This is a genomic window from Methylobacterium sp. Gmos1 (genome assembly GCF_053764715.1).
In genome coordinates, this window is record NZ_JBSNCC010000004.1 from 40,770 (window position 1) to 53,264 (window position 12,495).

Below are 12,495 nucleotides of genomic sequence, written 5' to 3' on the forward strand. Positions count from 1 at the left end.
CAGGCGGATGAAGCTTGGGAGCGTTTGCGCTCGGATGGGAAGTTTGGCACCACTGTGAGCGTGGATCCGCGCCACGCGGGTCCGCTCAACAGGGAGGGAGGCCCGCGTCGCGCGTTCACGGCCGCTCGCCATCTCGGCCGTCCGACGTCGCGGGAATGCCCGACAATCAAGGACGGTAGAATGACCGCACTCCTGCTCATCATCCTGGGCGGCCTCTGCGCCGTTGCCTACGGCATCGTCACCATCAACGACGTCATGCGGCGCGACGCCGGCACGCAGCGCATGCAGGAGATCGCCGGCGCGATCGCCGAGGGCGCCCAGGCCTACCTGCGCCGCCAATACGCCACGATCGGGGCCGTCGGCGTGGTGCTGTTCGTGCTCCTCGCCTGGTTCCTCGGCCTCAAGGTCGCGGTCGGCTTCCTCATCGGCGCGGTCCTGTCGGGCGTCGCCGGCTTCATCGGCATGAACGTCTCGGTCCGGGCCAACGTGCGCACCGCGCAGGCGGCGGCGCAGTCGCTCGGCGCCGGCCTGTCGGTGGCGTTCAAGTCGGGTGCGGTCACCGGCATGCTGGTGGCCGGCCTCGCGCTCCTGGGCGTGGCGCTCTACTACACCTACCTCACCCGCTTCGCCGGCCTGAACCCGTCGAGCCGCGAGGTGATCGACGCGCTGGTGGCGCTCGGCTTCGGCGCCTCGCTGATCTCGATCTTCGCCCGTCTCGGCGGCGGCATCTTCACCAAGGGCGCCGATGTCGGCGGCGATCTCGTCGGCAAGGTCGAGGCCGGGATCCCCGAGGACGACCCGCGCAACCCCGCCACCATCGCGGACAATGTCGGCGACAACGTCGGCGACTGCGCCGGCATGGCCGCCGACCTGTTCGAGACCTATGCCGTCACCCTCGTCGCCACGATGGTGCTGGCGGCGATCTTCTTTGCCGGCCAGACCGACGTGGCGGGGCGCAACGTGCTCGAGACGATGCTGATCTACCCGATGGCGATCGGAGCGGCCTGCATCATCACCTCGATCATCGGCACGTTCTTCGTGCGGCTCGGTTCGAACCAGTCGATCATGGGGGCGCTCTACAAGGGGCTGATCGGCGCCGGCGCGCTCTCGATCGCGGCGATCGCCGGCCTCAACCTGGTGATGTTCGGCGGTTTCTCGACCCGCTTCACCACCGCCGGCGGCGACAGCTTCACCTCGCTCAGCCTGCTGCTCTGCGCGGTGGCCGGCCTCGTCATCACGGCGCTGATCGTCGTCATCACCGAGTACTACACCGGCACGAACTACCGGCCGGTCAAGTCGATCGCCCAATCCTCGGTCACTGGCCACGGCACCAACGTGATCCAGGGCCTGGCGATCTCGCTCGAATCGACCGCGCTCCCGGCGATCGTGATCGTCGCCGGCATCATCGTCACCTACTCGCTCGCCGGCCTGTTCGGCATCGCCATCGCGGTCACCGCCATGCTGGCGCTCGCCGGCGTCGTCGTCGCCCTCGACGCCTTCGGGCCGGTCACCGACAATGCCGGCGGCATCGCCGAGATGGCGGGGCTGCCGAAGGAGGTCCGCAAGTCCACCGACGCGCTCGATGCCGTCGGCAACACCACCAAGGCGGTCACCAAGGGCTACGCCATCGGCTCGGCGGGCCTCGGCGCGCTGGTCCTGTTTGCCGCCTACACCTCGGACCTGAACTACTTCATCAAGAACGCCTCGGCGACGCAGTACCGGTACTTCCAGGGCGTCACCGTCGACTTCTCGCTGTCGAACCCCTACGTGGTCGTCGGCCTCCTGCTCGGCGGCCTGATCCCGTACCTGTTCGGCGGCATCGCCATGACGGCGGTCGGCCGCGCGGCGGGCGCGGTGGTCGAGGAGGTTCGCCGCCAGTTCCGCGAGAAGCCCGGCATCATGCAGGGGACCGAGCGGCCCGATTACGGCCGCGCCGTCGACATGCTGACCAAGGCGGCGATCAAGGAGATGGTGGTGCCCTCGCTGCTGCCGGTGCTGTCGCCGGTGGTGCTGTTCTTCGTGATCCAGGCCATCGCCGGCAAGGGCCAAGCCTTCGCGGCGGTGGGCGCGATGCTGCTCGGCGTGATCCTCACCGGCCTCTACGTCGCGGTCTCGATGACCTCGGGCGGCGGCGCCTGGGACAACGCCAAGAAGTTCATCGAGGACGGCCACCACGGCGGCAAGGGCTCCGACGCCCACAAGGCCGCGGTGACCGGCGACACCGTCGGCGACCCCTACAAGGACACCGCCGGCCCGGCGGTGAACCCGGCGATCAAGATCACCAACATCATCGCCCTGCTGCTGCTGGCGATCCTGGCGCATAGCTGAATTTGCAGCCGGGCCCCCGGCGAGTTTCGAAGCGCGGCATCGGACGACCCAGAACTACCCAGGACCGCCGTCTTTCGACGGCGGTCCTGGGACCTTCCGGTTCCGTCACTCCCGTGCGAGAGCCCTGCCTCGGCCGCATGGACATCCTGAAGGGTTTTTCGGGCTCCTTTGTGCGGATCGTCCAGACCATCTTCCCCAAGTCGAACGGAGGATGGACGTGAAGACCAAGGAGATCGTCGAGCGCGTGGCGGCGATGCCGGCGCGCGCGCCTGGCGTTGCCGCGGCTCCGGCCACAGAACTCGTGGCGATGGTGACCCGAATGGGTCGAGGACTCCGGCAATGGAAGAAAGAGACATTGTCCGACTTCGCGCAAGTCTCACTCTCGACCATCGAGCGAGTCGAGCGCGCCGAGCCAGTTGGCTCCGAGAGTCTCGACCGGATCGCGCGGGCATTCGGTCACAAACCCGGCGCCTTCACGAAGCTACGCGTGACGATCTCGAAAGAGCAGGCGATCAACGACCTCGTCGAGGTCTGGGGCCACCTCGCATCGGTCGCGATGCGCGAATTCCAGACCCGTCGTCAGGTCCGCATGGTCGCCGCCACGCAAGCCTATCTGATCCACCGCCCAGAACTCGGGTCGACCTACGACGGACTGGTCGAGGAGTTGACCGGATGGCTGGATTTGGCTTCCATGGTCACAGGTCCTGATGTCATGAGCGCGGACGTCGTCGGTGTCGGAGGACCAGTCCGTCGGAGGGATTTCTGTGACCAGGTGCTCGCTACGGTCACCGAACTCCAGCGCCGAAGCGTCACCGTGCTCGTCGGTGTCATGGATGCCCCGTTGCTCGGCATCCCCGATTGGACCGTCACAATCCTTTCCATGACACCGAAGCGGTCCGACCCTGGCGCTTCGAAGAGGCGAACTCTCCTCGTGGACAGGCGCTTGATGCAACCGGGATCCGGATAGCCCCCCGCTTTTAGCTTGGCGGGCCTGTCGCTGTTCGAGAGCGGATCCTTGTTGGTGGTTGGAAGGCCGGTTACGATATGAGCCTCAGCGGGAAGCATCGCACCACCTTGCAAGCCATCTTCGCCGACCCGGTTCGGGCCAACATCGATTGGGTCGATATCGAAGCTCTCTTCACCGCCTGCGGCGGTGAGGTACAGGAAGGTCGAGGATCGCGGGTGCGGGTCGCTCTGTCAGGCGTCCGTGCCGTGTTTCATCGGCCGCATCCGCAGAAGGAAACGGATCGCGGCGCCGTGAAATCGGTTCGACGCTTCCTGCTCGAAGCGGGTATCGAACCATGACCATCATGCACCATGGGCCTTATCAAGCGGTCGTCGAGTACGACGACGAGGCTGGTCTTTTCCACGGCGAAGTCATCAACCTGCGCGACGTGATTACCTTTCAGGGCCGGTCGGTCGACGAGTTGAAGCAGGCTCTCGCCGAGAGCATCGACGACTACGTAGATTTTTGCCGCGCCCGGGGAGAGGAACCGGAAGAGCCGTTCTCCGGACGTCTCGTGGTGCGCGTCGATCCCAAGACTCACAAAGCGGCGGCGAGTGCGGCGCTGCGCGCCGGGATCAGTCTGGAAACCTGGGTGGCGCGCACGCTCGACGCGGCGACGGCATGATCGTTGGGTCAGGCCGCCCGGCGAACCGGGTGGCCCCACCAGGATCTCCGCAGCGCCCGGTCAGACCTGCGCCTGCCCGCCATCCACGAACAGCTCGATGCCGTTGACGAAGCTCGCATCGTCCGAGGCGAGGAACAGGGCCGCCCGGGCGATCTCGTCGGCCTCGCCGACCCGGCCCATCGGGATCTTCGAGGCGAGGAAATCGAGCAGGCCCTGCTGCTGGGCCGCGTCCGGGCCGGCGAGGCCGACGAGGCCGGGCGTGCGGGTCGCCCCGGGGCTCAGCGTGTTCACCCGGATGCCGCGGCCTTTCAGGTCGAGGATCCAGTTGCGGGCGAGCGCCCGTACCGCCGCCTTCGAGGCGGCGTAGACACTGAAGGCCTCCGTGCCCTCCGTGCCCGCGGTCGAGCCGGTGAGGATCACCGAGGCGCCGGGCGCGAGCAGCGGCAGCGCTTTCTGCACCGTGAACAGCACGCCCTTCACGTTGCGGCCGAACGTGTCGTCGAACTGCGCCTCGGTGATCTCGCCGAGCGGCAGCATCGAGCCGCCGCCGGCATTGGCGAATAGCACGTCGATGCGGCCGGCCTCCTCCCTCACCTGCGCGTAGAGCCGGTCGAGGTCGGCGAGCGTCGAGGCGTCGGCCTGCACGCCGGTGGCCGCGGGGCCGATCGCCGCGACGGCCTTGTCCAGCTCCGCCCGGCGCCGGCCGGTGACGAAGACCCGGGCGCCTTCCTGTGCGAACAGCCTGGCGGTGGCGAGCCCGATGCCGCTGGTGCCGCCGGTCACTACGGCGACCTTGTCGGTGAGCCTGTTCGTCATGATCCATGTCTCCCGTTCGGGTGTGTGGCCCGGACCATGGACCCGCGTCAGTGCTTGCGATATGGCGACGGTCGCAAACCATCGTTGCAGATCTGTCGATGTCGAGGCTGCCGGATTTCGAGGGGCTCGCCCTCTTCGCCAAGGTCGCGGAGGAGCGCTCGTTCGCCGGCGCGGCGCGCGAGGCGGGCGTCTCGGTCGCTACCGTATCCCGGGCGGTGAGCCGGCTGGAGGCGCGGCTCGGCGGGCGGCTCGTCAACCGCAGCTCGCGCCGGCTGGCGCTCACTGCTCTCGGCGAGCAGGTGGTGGCGGGCGCCGCCCGGGCCTTTCGCGAGGCGCAAGGGGCGGAGGACGCGGCGCGCGAGCTGTCGCGTCGGCCGCGCGGCACGGTGCGGCTCGCGGTGCCGATGTCGTTCGGGCTGCGCTGGGTCGCGCCGCTGCTGCCGGACTTGCTGCGCCTGTACCCGGAACTCGCCGTCGACCTGCACCTCTCGGACGCGACGGTGGATCTCGTCGGCGAGGGGTTCGACGCGGGCCTGCGGATCGCCGCCCTACCGGATTCCGCGCTCGTCGCCCGGCGGCTGATGCCAGTCGCGGCCCTCGTCGTGGCGGCGCCCGCTTACCTGGCGCGCCACGGCCGGCCGGATCATCCGGAGGATTTGAGGCCGGATCACTGCCTCGGCTACGCCTACCGCGCCCGGCGGGACGTCTGGCGCTTCACCGGGCCGGCCGGCGCCGAGGCGAGCGTCGTGCCTGCCGGTCCCCTGCGGGTGACCAATGCCGACGCCCTGATACCGGTGCTGCTCGACGGGCTCGGCGTGGCCGAACTGCCGGACTTCATCGCCGCCGAGTACCTCGCCGACGGACGCCTGGAGGCGCTGCTGCCGGACTGGCACCTGCCGGGCGGCGCGCTTTCCTTCGTCACGCCGAGCGCGCAGGCACGGCCGGCGAAGGTCGAGGCCCTGGCCGAGTTCTTCGCCGCGCGGCTCTCCCGCCCGGGCCGTACCGCGTGACGGTCAGCTCGCCTCGGCCACGGCCCTGCGTGCTTCCTCCGGAAGCTTCTGGATCACCCGCAGATAGCTGCGGGCCGTCGAATCGGGCATGGCGCGGCCGGTCTCCCAGTCGGCAACGGTCTCGCGATCGAGTCCGTAGCGGAGCGAGAAGTCATCGAGGGACAAGCCGAGCTGGCTCCGCAAGCTCCGGACATCGACCATCGGCTGAAGGTTGGGCGTCACGATCACGCCGCTGGCAGCCAGTTCCTGGGCCAGAACAGCCGAATCTTCGACCTTGGGGAGATGGATCGCCGCGCAACCATCCTCCAGCATCGCCTCCAGTGCGCGCTTGGCCTCCAGCATCGACGCGCCGCGCCGACACAGGGAGAGCGCCGCCGAGACGGTTTTAACTGTCGTCAGATCCGGATGAGTCCGCAGGACGAGGGCGCCGGGTGAACCGAAGGGGACGCGGTCGATGGCCTGGATTGGCCCCGGTCGTGCGAACCGCTCCTTCAACGATGAGTTCATCGCAATCCATCTCCAGCAGGAAACTCTCTGCCAGCATACGTAAGGCCGCCGGCCCGATCGCGTTCGCCCCGAAGCCTACCCCATGCATGTGCATGCGCTCAGCGAAGAACGTCCGCCCCACGATCCGCGGTTCCGCCATCACGAGCAGCGTTCCGGTCGGCGTGACGACTTCGACCGTGCCGACCGGATCGGCACAGGCATCGTCGAGCAGTCGGAAGCTGATCGCACCGGCAGACCACATCCTGTCACGAGTCTGCCGCGCAATCACCCCCGGTCCTCAACCAGCCTCCACCGCCGCCCGCGCCTCCGTCAGCCGCGCCGCGTAGCGGGCGATCAGGTCCACCTCCAGGTTGAGCCGGTCCCCGACCCGCCGCTCGCCCCAGGTGGTGACGGCGAGCGTGTGGGGGATCAGCAGCACCGTGAAGGTGTCGCCCGTGACACCGTTGACGGTGAGCGAGGTGCCGTCGAGGCAGACCGAGCCCTTCTCGGCGATGAACCGCGACAGGGCGGGCGGCGCCCGGAGCACGAAGCGCTCGCTCGGGACCCAGACGTCGCCGGTTTGGCCTGTCCCTTGCCCCGTCACCGCCTCGCGGGCGACGATCTCGGCGAGGCCATCGACGTGGCCGGTGACGAGGTGGCCGCCGAGCTCGTCGCCGATCTTCAGCGAGCGCTCCAGGTTCACCCGCGTGCCAGGCGCCCACTCCCCTACGGTGGTGCGGGCCAGGGTCTCGGCGGCGGCATCGACCTCGAAGGTGCAGCCGCCCGCGCGCGGCGTCACCGTGACGGCGGTGAGGCAGGGCCCCGAGCAGGCGATCGAGGCGCCGATCAGGATGCCGGCGGGGTCGTAGGCGCAGTCGATGGCGATGCGCCTGAGTTTGGAATCGCCGGAGACCGCGGCGACGCGGCCGACATCCGAGACGAGGCCGGTGAACATCTACGGGCTCCGTACGTGGCAGGTGAAGCGATCGGTGCCGATCCGGTAGTCCTCCGCCACCGCGAAGTCTGCGGAGGCGAGGCGCGCGGCGAGGTGCGGGCCGACCGCCGGCAGGCCGGGCCGGCCGAGGCGCAGATCGCCCGTGACGAGCAGGCACTCGTCGACGAGGTTGTCGCGCGCGAGCGCGTCGGCGAGCGTCGGTCCCCCTTCCGAGCACACCCGGGTCAGCCCGCGGGCGCCGAGGAAGCGCAGGGCGGCGGGGAGATCGATGCGCCCTTCCGTCGTCACCGGCACCCTCTGCACCTCGGCGCCGGCGGCGCCCAGGGCGTCGGCCGCCGCCTCGGAGGCTTGCGGACCTGCGAGGATCAGCGTCGGGACGGAGGCGCTGGTGCGCACGAGGCCGGCGGTGGGAGGCGTGCGCAGGCAGGGATCGAGGACGACCCGCAGCGGCGAGCGCGCCGCCATCCCGGGCAGGCGCACGGTGAGTTGGGGATCGTCCGCCAGCACCGTGCCGACGCCGACCATGATCGCGTCGCAATGGGCGCGCTGCAGATGGATCTCGGCGTTGGCCCGCGGCCCGCTGATCATCAGCCGCTCCTCCCCGCCCGCCGCGTAGCCGTCCGCCGTGCGGGCGAGCTTGAGGAAGACCGCCGGGCGCCCGAGGGTGATCCGGCTCACGTGCCCGCGCTGGTCGCGCGCGGCCTCCGCGCCGAGGAGCCCGACCGAGACGGCGATGCCGGCGTCGATCAGCCGGGCATGGCCGCGGCCGGCGACCCGGGGATCGGGATCGTCCATCGCACTCACCACCCGGGCGACCCCGGCTGAGATCGTGGCATCGGCGCACGGGCTGGTGCGGCCGTGATGCGAGCACGGCTCGAGGGTCACGTAGAGCGTCGCGCCGCGGGCGGCCTCGCCGGCGGCGGCCAGCGCCACCCGCTCGGCGTGCGGCCGGCCGCCTGCTTGCGTCACGCCCTGCGCCAGGATGCGCTCGGCCCCCGGCGGCCCGCCGACCAGCACCGCGCCGACGGAGGGGTTGGGCCAGGCCCGGCCGAGATGACGCCGGCCGAGAGCGAGGGCGAGGCGCATGTGGCGCCGGTCGATCTCGTCCTGACGGGAATCCGGGGCGCTCACGACGCGCGGCTCCGCGGCCGCCGGGCCGGCGGCGCCTCCTCCGGCTGGGGCGCCTCGTCGGTCGCGGCCTGGGCCGCGCCGGCGGCGAGGTGGCCCAGCAGCTCCTCGAAGTCGCGGGCCTCGCGAAAATTCTTGTAGACCGAGGCGAAGCGCACGTAGGCGACGTCGTCGAGGCCCTTCAGCCCCTCCATCACCGCCTCGCCGATCGCCTCGCTCGTCACCTCGGCCTCGCCGGTGCTCTCGAGCCGGCGGGTGACGCCGCTGACCAGCCGCTCGATCCGCTCCGGCTCGACCGGGCGCTTGCGCAAAGCGGTCTCGACCGAGCGCTGGAGCTTGTCGCGATCGAACGGCACCTTGCGGCCCGAGCGCTTGACGACGACGAGCTCGCGCAGCTGCACCCGCTCGAAGGTGGTGAAGCGGCCGCCGCAATCCGAGCACGTGCGCCGGCGCCGGATCGCCGAGCTGTCGTCGCTCGGCCGCGAGTCCTTCACCTGCGTGTCGAGGCCGCCGCAATAGGGGCACCGCATCGGCCGCCCGTTCCTCTGTGTACGAAAAAGGGCCGGCCCCGCGCGGGACCGGCCCCGGAAGGGGCGTGTTCTAGAGCGCTCCCGGCGGAAGGGGAAGCCGGGAGATCAGGCTCTCACAGCTCAGCCGTAGATCGGGAAGCGATCGGTGAGGCTGTGCACCTCGCGCTTGGCCGCCTCCTCGGCACCCGCATCCCCCGCCTCGCCGGCGCGGTGCAGGCCGTCGAGAACCTGAACGACCAGCTCGCCGACCTTCTTGAACTCGGCGACGCCGAAGCCGCGGGAGGTCGCCGCCGGGGTGCCGAGGCGGATGCCCGAGGTGATGGTCGGCTTCTGGGGGTCGAACGGCACGCCGTTCTTGTTGCAGGTGATGCCGGCGCGCGACAGCGCGGCCTCGGCCGCCTTGCCGGTCAGCTCCTTGGCGCGCAGGTCCACCAGCATCAGGTGGTTGTCGGTGCCGCCCGAGGTGATGTCGTAGCCGCCCGAGATGATGGTGTCGGCGAGTGCCCTGGCGTTCTCGACCACCTGACGGGCGTAAGCCTTGAACTCCGGCCGCAGCGCCTCGCCGAAGGCCACCGCCTTGCCGGCGATGACGTGCATCAGCGGCCCGCCCTGGAGGCCGGGGAAGATCGCCGAGTTGAGCTTCTTGGCCAGCGCCTCGTCGTTGGTGAGGATCATGCCGCCGCGCGGGCCGCGCAGGGTCTTGTGGGTGGTGGTGGTGACGACGTGGGCGTGCGGGAACGGCGAGGGGTGCGCGCCGCCCGCCACGAGACCCGCGAAGTGGGCCATGTCGACGAAGAACACCGCGCCGACGCTGTCAGCGATCTCGCGGAACTTCGCGAAGTCCCAGTGGCGCGGGTACCCGGAGCCGCCGGCGATGATGACCTTCGGCTTGTGCTCCTGGGCCAGGCGCTCGACCTGCTCCATGTCGACGCGCTGGTCGTCGCGGCGCACGGTGTAGGAGACCGGCTTGAACCACTTGCCCGAGACGTTCGGGGGCGCGCCGTGGGTGAGGTGGCCGCCCGCCGCGAGGTCGAGGCCGAGGAAGGTGTCGCCGGGCTGCATGGTCGCCATGAACACGGCCTGGTTCGCCTGGGAGCCGGAATTCGGCTGCACGTTGGCGAAGTCGCAGCCGAACAGGCGCTTGGCGCGCTCGATAGCGAGGTTCTCGGCGATGTCGACGAACTCGCAGCCGCCGTAGTAGCGCCGGCCCGGATAGCCCTCGGCGTACTTGTTGGTCAGCACCGAGCCCTGCGCCTCGAGCACGGCGCGCGAGACGATGTTCTCCGAGGCGATCAGCTCGATCTCGTGCTGCTGGCGTCCGAGCTCCTTGGCGACGGCGCCGGCGAGTTCCGGATCGGCATCGGCCAGCGACGCGGAGAAGAACGAGTTGGACCGGGAAGTGGCGGCGGTGCCCACGCTCATGATGGCCTCGGGGTTCGTCGGGGACCGCCCGGCCGGAGCGCCGGAGCGGAAGTCGATGACTGGGATCAGCCGGCTTCTACACGCGGGCGACACAGGAGTCCAAGCAGGAGTCCCGCGCCGGGACCCGGACCTTCCGTCGCGTCCGCTGCCGGCGCCCGGCCGTCGCGCCGGTGCGGTCGGGCCCGCAGGCCGGCCCGCGGGCCCGAGGCGCCATCGGATCAGCTGAGATCACGGGAAGAAAACTCAGAACAATCGAAGGCGGCATTGGGGAAAACCGCATTGCGGCGGCTCCCGTCGGGCACGCGGGAACGGCGCAATGCGGGCCTCCTTCGGTCCGAGCCGCAACCCCTCATCGGGAGGTGGCGGTCGGGGCCGATCGTGCGGGGCGAGCGGACCTGATCCCGGAAGTGTTCCGCCGACGCAAAAAGGGCGGGACGCTCGCGCCCCGCCCTCATCACGATGGAACGGCAGACTTGCATTGGCAGGCCAACGCTTCGTCCGCTTAGGTTCTTATTCTGCCGCAGATTTTTGGCGCCGAACCGGCAACCACTTCGGCGAAATCCACTCAGGCTCAGTTGCTTGCCAGATGCGGCACCGGATCGACCGGGGTCGCGCCCTTGCGGATCTCGAAGTGGAGCTGCGGCGAGGTGACGTTGCCCGACGCGCCGGACTTGGCGATGGTCTGGCCGCGCTTCACCTTCTCGCCGGGCCGCACGTCGATCTCGCCGTTATGGGCGTAGGCCGAGACGTAGCCGTTGGCGTGGCGCACCAGGACCAGCTTGCCGTAGCCCTTCACGTCGCTGCCGGCATAGGCCACGGTGCCCTCCTCGGCGGCCTTCACGGGGGTGCCCTCGGGCACCGCGATGTTGATGCCCTCGTTGCCGCTGGAGCCGTAGCCGGAGATCACCCGGCCGCGGGCCGGCCAGCGGAAGCTCGATTGCGGATCGGGCGCGGGCGCCGCCGGGGCGACGGCCGGAGCGGGAGCCGGCTCGGGCGCCTTCTCGGGCAGCGCCGCAACCTTCACCGGCTTGGCCGGCTCGGGCTTCGGCGCCGGCGCAGGCTTCACCTCGGCGACCTTCTTGACCTCGGGCTTCGGTGCCTCGGCCTGCTTCGGCTCCGGCTTCTTCACCTCGGCCTTGGCCTCGACCTTCTTGACCTCGGGCTTGGGAGCCTCGGACTTCTTCGGCTCGGCCTTCGCCTCGGCGACCTTCCTGACCTCGGGCTTTACCTTCTCGACGACCTTCGGCTCGGGCTTCTTCTCGACCACCTTGGCGGCCTTCGGCTCGGGCTTCTGGGGCTTTGCCGCGACGGCGTCGTCCTCGTCGTCGTCCCGCTGACGCGCGGCGACCTTGGCGACGGACTTGGGCTCCGGCTTGGCGGCGACCTTCGGCTCGGGCCGCTGCGGCTTGGCGGCGACCTTCTCCTCGTCGTCGTCCCGCGGCTCGGGCTTGCGGTGGTTCAGCTTGGCGGCGCGCTCGGCGGCGGCGGGCGCCACGGGCTTCGCCTCGGCCTGGCCGGGGCGGGCGTGGGGCTTGCGGGCCGGCTCGGGCTCCGGCTCGGGGCGCGGGGGCTCGCGGCGCACCGGCTCGGCGGGACGCGCCTCGGCGACCGGCACCCGCGGCGCGGGCGCCGCCGGCACCGCCCGGGCGCTCATCGCAGGGGCACCGCCCGCGTGGTAGACCGGGATCACGATCTGGCGGCCGGCGGTGACCTGCGCGGCGCTCGACAGGCCGTTGGCCTGGAGGATCGCCGCGGAGGGCACGCCGAATCGGGTCGACATCTGGTTCAGGCTGTCATTGGCGCCGACCGTGATGGTGGTGCCGCCGGCGGCCGACCAGCCGGCCGTCCCGCCGGTCACCGGGGCCGCCGCGGCGACGCGCGGCGTCTGCACCGGAACCGAGGACATCGCCGCGCCTTGGCGGTTCGAGAGCGGCGCGGCGGCCAGCGGGGCCGAGAGCGGCCGCGACTGGATCGGCGTCGCGCGCACCGCCGGCGCCACCGCCCCGCCCTCGGGCAGGCTGCCGGTGGCGCCCGGATCCCCGCTCGCACTCGATGAGAACGGGTTCGAGAACGGGTCGAGCCGCACCGCATCGGTGCTGCAGGCCGCAGACGCGCCCCCGATCAGCCCGATGAGGGCGAAGCGCGACAGCGCCCGCATCCCCTTGCCTGTCCCGCGATCCGGCATCGAC

At 70.6% G+C, this 12,495-nt stretch carries 12 protein-coding genes; 5 read left to right on the top strand and 7 right to left on the bottom strand.

The features are described from left to right. Positions 1-180 precede the first annotated feature (180 nt). The 4 genes from ACS5PV_RS09285 (at position 181) to ACS5PV_RS09300 (ending at position 3,959) form a co-directional block, all read left to right on the top strand. On the top strand, positions 181-2,328 hold the full coding sequence (locus ACS5PV_RS09285; protein WP_455395057.1) for a sodium-translocating pyrophosphatase: 2,148 nt from the start codon (positions 181-183) through the stop codon (positions 2,326-2,328). Positions 2,329-2,545: 217 nt separating this feature from the next. Further along, positions 2,546-3,295 carry a hypothetical protein gene (locus ACS5PV_RS09290; RefSeq protein WP_455395058.1) on the top strand — a complete coding sequence of 250 codons (750 nt, stop codon included), beginning with the start codon at positions 2,546-2,548 and terminating at the stop codon, positions 3,293-3,295. A 77-nt stretch (positions 3,296-3,372) separates the two neighbouring features. After that, positions 3,373-3,633, top strand: a complete 261-nt coding sequence (locus tag ACS5PV_RS09295) for a type II toxin-antitoxin system HicA family toxin (protein ID WP_455395059.1) — start codon at positions 3,373-3,375, stop codon at positions 3,631-3,633. Further along, the gene (locus tag ACS5PV_RS09300) at positions 3,630-3,959 is read left to right on the top strand and encodes a type II toxin-antitoxin system HicB family antitoxin (RefSeq protein WP_455395060.1); all 330 of its coding nucleotides are present in this window, start codon (positions 3,630-3,632) and stop codon (positions 3,957-3,959) included. Before ACS5PV_RS09295 ends, ACS5PV_RS09300 begins: the two co-directional genes overlap by 4 nt. A gap of 60 nt (positions 3,960-4,019) precedes the next feature. Here ACS5PV_RS09300 and ACS5PV_RS09305 read toward each other — a convergent pair whose 3' ends face one another. Then, positions 4,020-4,775, bottom strand: coding sequence for an SDR family NAD(P)-dependent oxidoreductase (locus tag ACS5PV_RS09305; protein ID WP_455395061.1), 756 nt, complete (start codon positions 4,773-4,775; stop codon positions 4,020-4,022). A gap of 98 nt (positions 4,776-4,873) precedes the next feature. Between ACS5PV_RS09305 and ACS5PV_RS09310 the strand changes: the two genes are divergently transcribed. Beyond that, positions 4,874-5,785 carry a LysR family transcriptional regulator gene (locus tag ACS5PV_RS09310; protein WP_455395062.1) on the top strand — a complete coding sequence of 304 codons (912 nt, stop codon included), beginning with the start codon at positions 4,874-4,876 and terminating at the stop codon, positions 5,783-5,785. Positions 5,786-5,788: 3 nt separating this feature from the next. Here ACS5PV_RS09310 and ACS5PV_RS09315 read toward each other — a convergent pair whose 3' ends face one another. From ACS5PV_RS09315 to ACS5PV_RS09340, 6 genes are all read right to left on the bottom strand, one after another. Further along, entirely contained in the window at positions 5,789-6,292 is a 504-nt protein-coding gene (locus ACS5PV_RS09315; protein WP_455395063.1) for a helix-turn-helix domain-containing protein, read from the bottom strand. A 277-nt stretch (positions 6,293-6,569) separates the two neighbouring features. Then, positions 6,570-7,226, bottom strand: a complete 657-nt coding sequence (locus tag ACS5PV_RS09320; RefSeq protein ID WP_455395064.1) for a riboflavin synthase — start codon at positions 7,224-7,226, stop codon at positions 6,570-6,572. After that, entirely contained in the window at positions 7,227-8,312 is a 1,086-nt protein-coding gene (gene ribD, locus ACS5PV_RS09325) for a bifunctional diaminohydroxyphosphoribosylaminopyrimidine deaminase/5-amino-6-(5-phosphoribosylamino)uracil reductase RibD (RefSeq protein WP_455395530.1), read from the bottom strand. It abuts the gene before it with no gap. Between the two features lie 41 nt (positions 8,313-8,353). Beyond that, positions 8,354-8,884 carry a transcriptional regulator NrdR gene (gene nrdR / locus ACS5PV_RS09330; RefSeq protein WP_455395065.1) on the bottom strand — a complete coding sequence of 177 codons (531 nt, stop codon included), beginning with the start codon at positions 8,882-8,884 and terminating at the stop codon, positions 8,354-8,356. Positions 8,885-9,004: 120 nt separating this feature from the next. Further along, complete coding sequence (gene glyA / locus ACS5PV_RS09335) at positions 9,005-10,306, bottom strand: serine hydroxymethyltransferase (RefSeq protein WP_455395066.1); 1,302 nt, start codon at positions 10,304-10,306, stop codon at positions 9,005-9,007. A 571-nt stretch (positions 10,307-10,877) separates the two neighbouring features. After that, a complete protein-coding gene (locus tag ACS5PV_RS09340; protein WP_455395067.1) occupies positions 10,878-12,464 on the bottom strand; it encodes a peptidoglycan DD-metalloendopeptidase family protein in 1,587 nt (528 codons plus the stop codon). Between the last annotated feature and the right edge of the window lie 31 nt (positions 12,465-12,495).

Excerpts from the sequence above, each read along its gene's own strand:
- ACS5PV_RS09285 (WP_455395057.1), top strand. The coding sequence starts at position 181 with ATGACCGCACTCCTGCTCATCATCCTGGGCGGCCTCTGCGCCGTTGCC.
- ACS5PV_RS09295 (WP_455395059.1), top strand. The coding sequence starts at position 3,373 with ATGAGCCTCAGCGGGAAGCATCGCACCACCTTGCAAGCCATCTTCGCC.
- ACS5PV_RS09300 (WP_455395060.1), top strand. The coding sequence starts at position 3,630 with ATGACCATCATGCACCATGGGCCTTATCAAGCGGTCGTCGAGTACGAC.
- ACS5PV_RS09305 (WP_455395061.1), bottom strand. The coding sequence starts at position 4,775 with ATGACGAACAGGCTCACCGACAAGGTCGCCGTAGTGACCGGCGGCACC.
- ACS5PV_RS09310 (WP_455395062.1), top strand. The coding sequence starts at position 4,874 with ATGTCGAGGCTGCCGGATTTCGAGGGGCTCGCCCTCTTCGCCAAGGTC.
- ACS5PV_RS09315 (WP_455395063.1), bottom strand. The coding sequence starts at position 6,292 with ATGAACTCATCGTTGAAGGAGCGGTTCGCACGACCGGGGCCAATCCAG.
- ACS5PV_RS09320 (WP_455395064.1), bottom strand. The coding sequence starts at position 7,226 with ATGTTCACCGGCCTCGTCTCGGATGTCGGCCGCGTCGCCGCGGTCTCC.
- ribD (WP_455395530.1), bottom strand. The coding sequence starts at position 8,312 with ATGCGCCTCGCCCTCGCTCTCGGCCGGCGTCATCTCGGCCGGGCCTGG.
- nrdR (WP_455395065.1), bottom strand. The coding sequence starts at position 8,884 with ATGCGGTGCCCCTATTGCGGCGGCCTCGACACGCAGGTGAAGGACTCG.
- glyA (WP_455395066.1), bottom strand. The coding sequence starts at position 10,306 with ATGAGCGTGGGCACCGCCGCCACTTCCCGGTCCAACTCGTTCTTCTCC.
- ACS5PV_RS09340 (WP_455395067.1), bottom strand. The coding sequence starts at position 12,464 with ATGCGGGCGCTGTCGCGCTTCGCCCTCATCGGGCTGATCGGGGGCGCG.